The following is a 10856-nucleotide window of genomic DNA, read 5'->3' on the forward strand; positions in this document are numbered from 1 at the left end:
CCCGGGTCACCTTCTCCGAACCGGGGGCCCCGGTGTTCCTCCCGGCGGGCGTCGCCGGGGAGTTGGCCGCCGCCGTCGGCGCTTCCCTGGACAACGTACGGGTCCACGCCGGGGAGGACGCCCACGCCTGGATCCTGCTGGAGGACGAGCCGGACGCGGTGATGGTGACCGTACGGGACGACGGCCCCGGCATCCCCGAGGGGCGGCTGGCGGACGCGGAGGCGGAGGGCCGCCTGGGGGTGGCCCTGTCGATCCGGGGACGGCTGCGCGACCTCGGCGGCACCGCCGAGTGGATCTCGGCGCCGGGGCAGGGCACCGAGGTGGAGTTGACGGTTCCGAAGGCGTCGGCGAAGAAGGCGAAGCAGAAGGGGGAAGCGGCACGATGACCGCTCAGCACGACGGTCGCCCGGTGACGGTGATGGTGGTCGACGACCATCCGATGTGGCGCGACGCGGTGGCCCGGGACCTGTCCGAGGCCGGGTTCGACGTGGTGGCCACGGCCGGGGACGGGCCGCAGGCGGTCCGCCGGGCCAAGGCCGCCGGGCCCGACGTCCTGGTGCTCGACCTCAACCTGCCCGGGCTGCCCGGGGTCGAGGTGTGCAAGGAGGTCCTCGCCGACCGCCCCGAGCTGCGGGTGCTGGTGCTCTCCGCGAGCGGTGAGCACGCGGACGTCCTGGAGGCGGTCAAGTCCGGGGCCACCGGCTATCTGCTGAAGTCGGCCAGCACCGAGGAGCTGCTGGACGCGGTGCGCCGTACGGCGGCCGGCGACCCGGTGTTCACCCCCGGCCTCGCGGGCCTGGTGCTCGGCGAGTACCGGCGGCTCGCGGGCGAGCCCGCCCCCACCGCCGCCGACCAGCCCGCCGCCCCGCAGCTCACCGAGCGTGAGACGGAGGTGCTGCGGCTGGTGGCCAAGGGGCTTTCGTACAAGCAGATCGCCGAGCGGCTGGTCATCTCGCACCGCACGGTGCAGAACCACGTCCAGAACACCCTCGGCAAGCTCCAGCTGCACAATCGCGTGGAGCTGGTCCGCTACGCCATCGAGCGCGGGCTGGACGACGCCTGACACCGTCCGGCCGCGGCCGGTGACACCGCGTCACCCCCTCGTACGGGTGAAGTTCAAAACCAACTCCCTTGATCCGCACGGGAATCGTCCGACACCCCATCCCGTGTGACCTGGATCACCGTTAGCGTGGCTCTCCGTACCGGGCCCAATCACGGGATTCCACGGGAGAAGGGAAGAAACGATGCGGGTCGGAGTGCTGACCGGCGGCGGTGACTGCCCCGGGCTCAACGCGGTCATCCGCGCCGTCGTGCGCAAGGGCGTACAGGAATACGGCTATGACTTCATCGGCTTCCGGGACGGCTGGCGCGGCCCTCTCGAGAATGACACCGTTCCCCTCGACATCCGCGCGGTGCGCGGCATCCTGCCACGCGGCGGCACCATCCTCGGCTCCTCCCGCACCAACCCCCTCAAGAGCGAGGACGGCATCCGCCGGGTCAAGGAGACCCTGGTCAAGCAGGAGGTCGACGCGCTGATCGCGATCGGCGGCGAGGACACCCTCGGCGTCGCCGCCCGGCTCTCCGGCGACTACGGCATCCGCTGTGTCGGCGTCCCCAAGACCATCGACAACGATCTGTCCGCCACCGACTACACCTTCGGCTTCGACACCGCCGTCAACATCGCCACCGAGGCCATCGACCGGCTCCACACCACCGCCGAATCGCATATGCGTGTGCTCGTCGTCGAGGTGATGGGCCGTCACGCCGGGTGGATCGCCCTGCACTCGGGGCTCGCCGGCGGCGCCAACGTCATCCTCCTCCCTGAACAGCGCTTCGATGTCGACCAGGTCTGCGCCTGGGTCGAATCCCGCTTCAAGATCCGCTACGCCCCGATCGTGGTCATCGCCGAGGGCGCGATGCCCAGGGACGGCGACGCCGTCCTCAAGGACGACACGCTGGACTCCTTCGGCCATGTCCGGCTCTCCGGGGTCGGCGAGTGGCTGGCCAAGGAGATCGAGAAGCGCACCGGTAAGGAGGCCCGCACCACCGTCCTCGGCCATGTCCAGCGCGGCGGCACACCCAGCGCCTTCGACCGCTGGCTCGCCACCCGCTTCGGGCTGCACGCCATCGACGCGGTCCGGGACGAGGACTTCGGAAAGATGGTCGCGCTGCGCGGCACCGACATCATCCGGGTACCGCTTGCCGAGGCGACCGCACGACTCAAGACGGTCGATCCCTCGCTCTACGCCGAGGCCGAGGTCTTCTTCGGCTGAGGCCGTCTGGGTGCAGTACGGCGATGGGCCGGGCGCGGAAGTCGCGCCCGGCCCATCGTCACGCCGCCCTCCGGGCCTACGGACCCTTCAGGGGGTGTCCGACGGATGGTGACGCCTGCGGCGGGCCGTCCCCTCCCCGCCCCTTCCCGAAACCGGGGTTCCACCCCGGACCCCGGGGCCCAGGGGCGAAGCCCCTGCCAGGCGGCGGAGCCGCATATCGATGCCGCGGGAAGGAGCGGGAAGGAGCGGGGAGGAGCAAGGAGGGAAAGATCCGGCGGACACCCCGCAGACCCGCCGTCCTCCGGGCCTTGGGTCCTTCAGACCAGCCGTCCTCCGAGCCGATGGGCCCTTCAGACCAGGACGGCCGCCAGCAGCTCCGCCACCAGCGCCGCCCCGTCCCGCGACAGCACCGACTCCGGGTGGAACTGCACCCCGGCGAAGCCCGGCCCGCGCAGCGCGTGCACATCGCCGGTCGCCCGGTCCCGGCTCAGCTCCACGCGGTGCATCGCCAGCTCCGTCTCCGCCGCCTCGTCGCAGCGCGCCGTGAAGGTGTTGTAGAAGCCGACGGTCTCCTCGCGCCCGAAGAAGTCGATCCGCTCCTGGGCACCCTGGAACGGCACGTCCTTGCGCACGATCTCCAGCCCCAGCTCGGCCGCGATCAGCTCGTTCCCCAGGCACACCCCCAGCAGTCCGTGCCGGTGCCCGGCCACCAGCTCGGCGGCCAGCGCCCGCAGGAACCGCATCTTCGGGTCGGCCGTGTCGTTCGGGTCGCCGGGACCGGGGCCGAGCACCACGGGCCCCCGATGCGCCAGCGCCGCCTCCCGCACCCCCGGCTCGTCGTACCGCCGCACGGTCACGGTCAGCCCCGAGGTGCGCAGCAGATGCGCGAGCATCGCGGTGAAGGTGTCCTCGGCGTCGATCACCAGGGCGTGCCCGGACAACCCCCCGATCCGGGGTTCCTCGGGGGCTTGCATCCGCAGCCAGAACGGCGCCAGGTCCGCCCGCCGCGCGTCCAGCGCCGCGCGTACCCGCGGATCGTCCGTGAGCCGCGGCCGCGGGCCCTCCTCCTCCGGCCGTACGGGCGCGGGCCGCACGCCCAGCGCGGTCAGCACCCCGGCCGCCTTCGCATGCGTCTCGGCCACTTCGCCGCGCGGGTCCGAGTGGCGGACGAGCGTGGCGCCGACGGCCACCTTCAGCGACCCTCCGGCGTCGATGTCGGCGGTGCGGATCAGGATCGGCGAGTCCAGGGTCTGGGCGCCGCCGCCGTCCCGTCCGATCAGCGCGAGCGCCCCCGCGTAGTAGCCGCGCCCGCCGGGCTCGTAGCGCTCGATCACCCGGCACGCGTTCTGCACCGGGGAGCCGGTGACGGTCGCCGCGAACATCGTCTCGCGGAGCACCTCCCGGACGTCGAGCGAGGAGCGGCCGCGCAGCTCGTACTCGGTGTGCGCGAGGTGCGCCATCTCCTTGAGCCGGGGCCCGATCACCGTCCCGCCCATGTCGCCGACGGTGCACATCATCTTCAGCTCCTCGTCCACGACCATGGACAGCTCCTCCACCTCCTTGCGGTCGTGCAGGAACTCCAGCAGCCCCTCGGCGCTCGGCCCGCCCTCGGGGTAGCGGTACGTCCCGCTGATCGGATTCATCACCACCGTCCCCCCGGACATCCGCACATGCACCTCGGGGCTGGCACCCACCAGCGTCCGCCCGTCCGCCAGCCGCACCACATACGTCCAGTAGGCGCCCCGCTCCCCGGCCAGCAGCCGCCGGAAGAGCGCGAGCGCGTCGGTACTCCCGAACCCCGGGATCTCGCCCCGGAACGTCCTTCGGATGACGAAGTTGGCACCCTCGCCGGTGCCGATCTCGTCCTCGATGACCCGGCTCACGATGTCCGCGTACGCGTCGTCGTCCACGTCGAACGCCCCGTCCTCGACCCGCACCGGATGCCCGGGCAGCGCCTCCAGCGCCTCGGCGAGCGGCAGCTCGTAGCTCTCCTCCGGGCGCAGCACGGCCAGCGGCGTCCCGTCGTCGCGCACCTCGAACCCGCGCTCGCGGATCTGCCGGAACGGCACCAGCGCGAGGGCGTCCGCCACCGGGGCGCCGTTCCGCGGGGTCCCGGTCGGCAGCGGGATGTCGGTCAGCCGCTCCACCTCGCCGACCGGGCCGAGCAGCACCTCGACGGTGTCGGGCGCCCGGCCGGGGGTGCGGCGGTGCAGCAGGGCGAAGGGCGGCGCGTCGTCGGAGAGCAGCCGTGCGACGACGGCCTGGGCATGGGGGTTCTGCATGGCGGGTGATTCCTTCCGGAATGAGGAACGACCCGCGGAAACGCCGAAGGCCGCCCCTCGGGCGGCCTTCGCGAGATCTTGGGAGTGCGCGATTCAGTGGGCCGCCGGATGAGCGGTCCACCACCAGGTCATGGTCAGTCGCGCGAACATGTCGAAAACCCTACAGGATCAGTTCCAGGGGTTCGCCGGCTGATCGTTGATCGCGGTCCAGAAGCGGGTGCCGTCCGGGACATAGCCGTACGCCCAGAAGGACCAGCCGCCGCTCGCCTCCAGGTTGGCGCCGTACCGGCCGTCGTGGAACTCGGCCTCCCGCCAGTCCGCGCCGTAGTACCGCGCACAGATCGCGTCCGCCGCGGCCCGGCTGGTCAGCGACTTGCCCAGCACGGGCGGCGTCGCGGCCACGGTGCCGCGTGCCCAGCCCGCGTAGAAGTCCGGGGTGATCCCGGTGGGCACGGCGCTGCCGCTGACTCTCAGGCACAGCATGGGGAGCGTCGCCGTGGCGGCGGTGTCACCGTTGTACGCGTCGGTCGCGGAGTCCGCGCCCACCCTGATCGTGCCGTCGGTCCCCTTCGCGAGCACGGTCCAGGTCATCCCGGACGCGATGGCCGACGAGTCCGCCTGGGCGGGTGTGGCGCCCAGCGACAGCAGTACGAGCGAGGCGGCGGCCGCGAAGGCGGCGGCACCGCGGCGGAGCAACTTCCTCATGGGGCACTCCTTCGGATGGGGACCGGCCACGGGGCGGGCCGGTCACCCGAACAGCGTCCGGGGAGTGCACGATTCCGTCACGGTTTCTCCACGAAATGGCCGTAAGTGGCCCCAGGAAGCCCGAATGACCGCTCTTGCCTGCGGCTCAGTCGAGTGAGCCCGGGTCGGCGATCCAGCGCGTCGGCTGCTCCGTGATCTCCGCGAGGGTGTCGAAATCCCTGTCGTAGTGGAGGAGGGTCAGGCCGGAAAGCTCCGCGACGGCTGCCGTCAGGAGATCGACGGGACCAGCGCTGCGGTGAGTGCCTCGCCGCAACATCAGCATCTGGACCATCGCGGCTCGATCCGCGGCCTGGTCAGGCAATGGCACCCAGGGGAACTGGTCGAGTTGGACCCTCAGATCATTGCCGTGGCGGACCGATCGGGCCGAGTACAGCACCTCCAGTCGGGTGTAATCGCATAAGTGCACACGACCAGCGGCTACGGCTCCATCCCAGTCGTTTCCGGACTTGCGGTGCAGACGGTGAAAGGCCGACGTGTCGATCAGGAAACGCTCGCTGCTCACGCCGCCCCACGCGCGGCATCCGGCCGCTCCTCGAATGCACCTTCGGCGCTCATCTCGCGAATGCGCTGGAGGGCTTCCGCCCTGTGCCCGCTCGCCACTGCCTCGACAGCCTCCTCTATGGGCAGGTGTGAGCCATGCTGGTCGTTGTAGTCCAGTGCGTCGCGCACAGCCTGCTCCTTGGCAAGCCGGAGCACGGACAGGACAGTGTGTTCCGGGCTGTACCCGGAAACCCGCGCTGCCAGAATCCTCAGCCATTCGTCGTCCACATGAATGCTGATGTGAGCCATGCCGCATCACCTCCCGAGGTGTGTGCCCAGTATGGCGGAACCCTGCCTCGCCATGTCGTGACCGCCGTCCGCGAGGGCGGGCGGCGGTCACGGTCGTTCAGAGGGTGCCGTTCGCGGCGGCGGTGACGAAGTCGCCGAAGGCGGCGGGGGAGAGGAGCAGTACGGGGCCGTCGGGGTTCTTGGAGTCGCGGATGGCCATCCGGCCGGGTATGTCGGCGACCTCCACGCAATTGCCCTGGTCGCTGCTGTGGCTCGACTTGCGCCACTCAGGGCTGCTTCCCATAGCGTTCCTCCATTACGTGGGCGATCAGATCTGCCGAGTCCTGGATGGACAGAGCGGCGGCCTGGAGGTGAGCGTAACGGAGCGTGCGGGCGGTTATGTCCTGCGGATTTGCGGTCAAGTACCCCGCCTCGTAGTCCTCGTTGAAGCCGAGATCCGGTCCCTTCTCGAAGCGGAACAATGTGAACGCACCTTGAAAGCCGACATGCTCTCCGGCCGAGTAGGGCAGCACCTGGATGTTCACCCAGTCCTGGTCGCGGAAGGTCAACAGGTGGGCCAGTTGGTTTCGCATCACCCCTGGGCCGCCGACCGCTTGGTGCAATGCCGCCTCGCCGAGAATCACCCACGTCAGCAACGGGTTCTCTCGTAGTAGGACACGCTGCCGGTCCATTCGATGCGCCAGCCGGGAATCAAGGCTGTCCTTGTCGAGCACGCCGATCACCGCTCGTGCGTAGTCCTTGGTCTGCAGCAAGCCGTTCACCACGTTCGGCTCGAAGAAGTACGCCTGGGCCGCCTCGGCTTCCAGGTCCGCGTACTGCTGGTCCTGCAGGGGCACCCGAAAACACAACGCCATCTCCAGCAGCCGCAACAACGCCCCGCCGGTACACAACGTGTCGTCCAGTTGCATCGTGAACCGCCGCGTCGGGATCTTCTTCGCCGTCTCGTACTGACCGATCAGCGACCCCGTGCAGTACACCTTCCCGCCCAACTGGTCCTGCGTAAGACCGGCCGCCTCCCGATACCGGCGCAGCTCCGCGCCGAGATGATGCATCGGAGACGTGGTCGGGTCCAGCTTTCGGATGTTCGGCATGACAGCCCCCAACAACCAGCACGTTGTGTTCGTGAGGTAGCCCACAGTAATCGTCCGGATCCACCCTTGTGGCGTGAACAAAGACATCGCGTACCCGCCGCCCCAGTACCACCTGACCTTCACGGCCCTCTCCGCGCACGCGGCCTGCCACATCCGCCGTATGGTCCGTACGTACCTCGTCATGTGGGGCATGCCGCATCTCGCCGAGGCCGCCGAGCTGGCCGTGACCGAGCTGCTGGCGAACGTGATCAAGTACGTGCCCGACCGGAGCTGCACCGTGCTGCTGCTCGCGGAGGAGGGGAAACTGCGGGTCGAGGTGGGGGACACCTCGCCCGCCGTACCGGTCAAGCGCACCGCGCAACCGTGGGACGAGAGCGGGCGAGGACTCGCGATGGTGGAGCTGATCACGGACGCCTGGGGCGTCGACCGCGCCGAGGGCGCGCCCGGCAAGAAGGTGTGGTTCGAGCTCAAGGCGTGAGGGGCGCCGTCTCACACCGTGGGCAGCGGGCTGGACGGCCGTGGAGACCCCGTAACCTTGTGCGGGTGACCGTGAACGCTGAAACCCACGCCGGTGGCCACACCTGGCAGTCTCTTCCCGCGGCGCAGCAGCCCGACTGGCCGGACCGAGCGGCTCTGCGCGATGTGATCGCTGAGCTCGAGTCCTATCCGCCGCTCGTCTTCGCGGGCGAGTGCGACGCGCTGCGGCACCGCCTGGGGGCCGTGGCAAGGGGCGAGGCGTTTCTGCTGCAGGGCGGTGACTGCGCCGAGGCATTCGACGGCGTGGGCGCCGACCAGATCCGCAACAAGCTCAAGACGCTCCTCCAGATGGGCGCCGTGCTGACCTACGCCGGGTCCGTCCCGGTGGTGAAGGTGGGCCGGATCGCCGGGCAGTACAGCAAGCCGCGCTCCAAGCCGACCGAGACCCGGGACGGGGTGACCCTGCCCACCTACCGTGGCGACTCCGTCAACGGGTTCGAGTTCACCCCCGAGGCCCGGATCCCGGACCCGCAGCGGCTGAAGCGGATGTACCAGGCGTCGGCCTCGACGCTGAACCTGGTGCGCGCCTTCACCACCGGCGGCTACGCGGACCTGCGGCAGGTGCACGCCTGGAACCAGGACTTCGTGAAGTCCTCGCCCTCGGGCCAGCGCTACGAGGCGCTGGCGCGGGAGATCGACCGGGCGCTGGCCTTCATGAACGCCTGCGGGGTGGACCCGGAGGAGTTCAAGACCGTCGAGTTCTTCTCCTCGCACGAGGCGCTGATCCTGGACTACGAGACGGCGATGACCCGCACCGACTCCCGCACCGGTGAGCTGTACGACGTCTCCGGGCACATGGTCTGGATCGGCGAGCGCACCCGGCAGCTGGACGGGGCGCATATCGAGTTCGCCTCCAAGGTCCGTAACCCGGTGGGCGTGAAGCTGGGCCCGACGACTACGCCGGAAGAGGCGCTGTCGCTGATCGAGCGGATCGACCCGGACCGCGAGCCGGGCCGGCTGACCTTCATCACCCGGATGGGCGCGGACAAGATCCGCGACAAGCTGCCCAACCTGGTGGAGAAGGTGACCGCCTCCGGTGCGCAGGTCGCCTGGGTCTGCGACCCGATGCACGGCAACACCTTCGAGGCGGCGTCCGGGCACAAGACCCGCCGCTTCGACGATGTGCTGGACGAGGTCAAGGGCTTCTTCGAGGTCCACAAGGAGCTCGGCACCCATCCGGGCGGCATCCATGTGGAGCTGACCGGCGACGATGTCACGGAGTGCGTGGGCGGTGGCGACGAGATCTTCGTCGACGATCTGCATCAGCGCTACGAGACGGCGTGCGACCCGCGACTCAACCGCAGCCAGTCGCTGGACCTGGCGTTCCTGGTGGCGGAGATGTACCGGGACCAGTAGAGCTCGGCCGGTAGAGATCATAAAGACGCAGGTGGGGCGCGGATCACAACGATCCGCGCCCGCTGTGCGTTGTGGGGGCCGGGTGCGGCAGGTAAGGTAAGGGTTACCTCACTGATCAAGCCACCGTCGACGCCACCGCTGGAGAGCCCGTGTACGTCTGCTCATGCTTCGGGATCACCGAGCAGCAGGTGCGTCAGCACGCGGAAACGGGCGCGTGCACCCCGCGCCAGATCGCCGGTGCCTGCAAGGCGGGCACGGACTGCGGATCGTGCGTGCGGAAGATCCAGGCGCTGCTGGGCCGCGGTGCGTGCCCCCGGCGCGAGGCGCTGGACCCGGTCGTCCTGACGACGGCCGCGACGGCGGCATCCGCTGCCGCTTCCCTCCCGGAGCCGACGGCGGCCGAGGCGGCCTGACCGGCGGACCGGTCCGGTCGCCGCGAGTTCTGCCGCCGCGGGCTCAGTGGCCCTTGCCGCTCCCGGAGTAGTTGTCGCCGTTGTCGCTGGGCTGCTCGATCTGCTGGGCGATGTAGAGGGGCTCACCGAGCTTCTCGATCAGCTCCAGCTGGGTGTCGAGATAGTCGATGTGGAGTTCCTCGTCGGCGAGGATGTACTCGAAGAGATTCGCCGAGGTGATGTCCGCCTTGGACCGCATCAGCTCGATGCCCCGCTTGAGGCGGTCGATCGCCTCGATCTCCACCTGCCGGTCGGCCTGGAACATCTCGGTCAGCGTCTGGCCCACCCGGACATGGAAGAGCCGCTGGTAATTGGGCAGCCCGTCCAGAAGAAGGATGCGGTCGGTGAGGATCTCCGCATGCTTCATCTCATCGAAAGACTCCGACCGGGTGTATTTGGCAAGCCGAGTCCAGCCAAAGTGGTCCTGCATCTTTGAGTGCAGAAAGTACTGATTGATCGCGGTCAGCTCGCCGGTCAGCTGCTCGTTGAGGAACTCGAGGACCTCGGGGTCACCCTGCATCGGAGGGGCTCCTTCCAATCCGATCGGGAACGGCAGGTTCCGCGCATCGTCGCACCGCGCCTGTTGGGGCGTCCAGTAAGTGCACGCTTAGTACGAGTTGTGCCCGTCCCTGATGCCCTGGTCACGACCACCCCCGGCGGTCTGAGACCATGGAGCCCATGGGTCAGTCGGAAAGCCGCGAGGGGGAGCTCGCGAAGCTGCCTCCTGGGCAGCGACTGCAGCGCGGTTGGCCGGTTACGCACTATGGGCCGGTCCCTAAGTTCAAGCCGGACCGATGGGAGTTCCGGGTCTTCGGCGCCACGGCGGACGGCGAAAAGCACTGCTGGACGCATGAGGAGTTCTCGGCCCTGCCGTACTCGACGGTCGTGGCCGATCTGCACTGCGTCACCAAATTCAGCATGCTCGACGCCGAATGGGGCGGGGTTTCCTCGCTGGAGATCGCGAAGCTCGCACCGCCGGCGCCCGATGTCACCCATGTGATGGTGTGGGCCGAATACGGGTTCAGCTCGAATCTGCGGCTGTCGGACTTCATGGCGGAGACCACGATTTTCGCCACCCACAAGGACGGCGAGCTGCTCACCGCCGAGCACGGTTTTCCGGTGCGGCTGGTGGTGCCCCATCTGTACGCCTGGAAGGGCCCGAAATGGGTGCGCGGGGTGGAGTACATGACCGCCGACCGCCGCGGCTTCTGGGAGGAGCGCGGCTACCACAACATCGGCGACCCCTGGACGGAAAAGCGCTACTCCTACCAGGAGGAGCCGGGCGACGGCCCGGAGCTCTAGGGGGTGCTG

The 10856-nt window shown here is 69.4% G+C and carries 15 protein-coding genes; 7 read left to right on the plus strand and 8 right to left on the minus strand.

The genetic code is table 11. The annotated features are described in order from the left end of the window. From GWI24_RS31925 to GWI24_RS31935, 3 genes are all read left to right on the plus strand, one after another. On the plus strand, nt 1-386 hold a 386-nt coding region (locus GWI24_RS31925), incomplete at its 5' end, for a sensor histidine kinase (protein WP_210949527.1). After that, complete coding sequence (locus GWI24_RS31930; RefSeq protein WP_210949528.1) at nt 383-1063, plus strand: response regulator transcription factor; 681 nt, start codon at nt 383-385, stop codon at nt 1061-1063. The genes GWI24_RS31925 and GWI24_RS31930, both read left to right, overlap by 4 nt. A 181-nt stretch (nt 1064-1244) precedes the next feature. Beyond that, entirely contained in the window at nt 1245-2273 is a 1029-nt protein-coding gene (locus GWI24_RS31935) for a 6-phosphofructokinase (RefSeq protein WP_210949529.1), read from the plus strand. Between the two features lie 350 nt (nt 2274-2623). Here GWI24_RS31935 and GWI24_RS31940 read toward each other — a convergent pair whose 3' ends face one another. From GWI24_RS31940 to GWI24_RS31970, 7 genes are all read right to left on the minus strand, one after another. Then, nucleotides 2624-4555: an anthranilate synthase family protein gene (locus tag GWI24_RS31940; RefSeq protein ID WP_210949530.1), complete on the minus strand. Its 1932-nt coding sequence runs from the start codon at nt 4553-4555 to the stop codon at nt 2624-2626. 93 nt (nt 4556-4648) lie between these two features. Further along, nucleotides 4649-4705: a trp operon leader peptide gene (locus GWI24_RS46980; protein ID WP_106516695.1), complete on the minus strand. Its 57-nt coding sequence runs from the start codon at nt 4703-4705 to the stop codon at nt 4649-4651. An 18-nt stretch (nt 4706-4723) separates the two neighbouring features. Continuing rightward, on the minus strand, nt 4724-5260 hold the full coding sequence (locus tag GWI24_RS31950) for a hypothetical protein (RefSeq protein ID WP_210949531.1): 537 nt from the start codon (nt 5258-5260) through the stop codon (nt 4724-4726). Between the two features lie 145 nt (nt 5261-5405). Next, nucleotides 5406-5822 carry a PIN domain nuclease gene (locus GWI24_RS31955; protein WP_210949532.1) on the minus strand — a complete coding sequence of 139 codons (417 nt, stop codon included), beginning with the start codon at nt 5820-5822 and terminating at the stop codon, nt 5406-5408. After that, entirely contained in the window at nt 5819-6109 is a 291-nt protein-coding gene (locus GWI24_RS31960; RefSeq protein WP_210949533.1) for a hypothetical protein, read from the minus strand. Before GWI24_RS31960 ends, GWI24_RS31955 begins: the two co-directional genes overlap by 4 nt. Nucleotides 6110-6206: 97 nt before the next feature. Continuing rightward, nucleotides 6207-6392, minus strand: a complete 186-nt coding sequence (locus GWI24_RS31965) for a DUF397 domain-containing protein (RefSeq protein ID WP_210949534.1) — start codon at nt 6390-6392, stop codon at nt 6207-6209. Further along, the gene (locus tag GWI24_RS31970; RefSeq protein WP_210949535.1) at nt 6376-7200 is read right to left on the minus strand and encodes a helix-turn-helix transcriptional regulator; all 825 of its coding nucleotides are present in this window, start codon (nt 7198-7200) and stop codon (nt 6376-6378) included. The genes GWI24_RS31965 and GWI24_RS31970 overlap by 17 nt, the downstream gene beginning before the upstream one ends. Before the next feature lie 73 nt (nt 7201-7273). On the opposite strand from GWI24_RS31970, the gene GWI24_RS31975 reads away from it, so the two are divergent. The 3 genes from GWI24_RS31975 to GWI24_RS31985 all read left to right on the plus strand — a co-directional run bounded on the left by GWI24_RS31975 (nt 7274) and on the right by GWI24_RS31985 (nt 9506). Then, on the plus strand, nt 7274-7678 hold the full coding sequence (locus tag GWI24_RS31975) for an ATP-binding protein (protein ID WP_308344154.1): 405 nt from the start codon (nt 7274-7276) through the stop codon (nt 7676-7678). Nucleotides 7679-7743: 65 nt separating this feature from the next. Beyond that, nucleotides 7744-9093: a class II 3-deoxy-7-phosphoheptulonate synthase gene (locus tag GWI24_RS31980; RefSeq protein WP_086880966.1), complete on the plus strand. Its 1350-nt coding sequence runs from the start codon at nt 7744-7746 to the stop codon at nt 9091-9093. A 149-nt stretch (nt 9094-9242) separates the two neighbouring features. Beyond that, the gene (locus GWI24_RS31985) at nt 9243-9506 is read left to right on the plus strand and encodes a bacterioferritin-associated ferredoxin (RefSeq protein ID WP_210949536.1); all 264 of its coding nucleotides are present in this window, start codon (nt 9243-9245) and stop codon (nt 9504-9506) included. A 43-nt stretch (nt 9507-9549) separates the two neighbouring features. Here the strand turns inward: GWI24_RS31985 and bfr are convergent, their stop codons facing one another. Next, nucleotides 9550-10065, minus strand: coding sequence for a bacterioferritin (gene bfr, locus GWI24_RS31990; RefSeq protein ID WP_138911075.1), 516 nt, complete (start codon nt 10063-10065; stop codon nt 9550-9552). Between the two features lie 158 nt (nt 10066-10223). Between bfr and GWI24_RS31995 the strand changes: the two genes are divergently transcribed. After that, nucleotides 10224-10847, plus strand: a complete 624-nt coding sequence (locus GWI24_RS31995) for a sulfite oxidase-like oxidoreductase (RefSeq protein ID WP_020872041.1) — start codon at nt 10224-10226, stop codon at nt 10845-10847. Nucleotides 10848-10856 lie beyond the last annotated feature (9 nt).

It is taken from the genome of Streptomyces sp. MK37H (assembly GCF_018035285.1).
Classification (GTDB): Bacteria; Actinomycetota; Actinomycetes; order Streptomycetales; family Streptomycetaceae; genus Streptomyces; species Streptomyces endocoffeicus.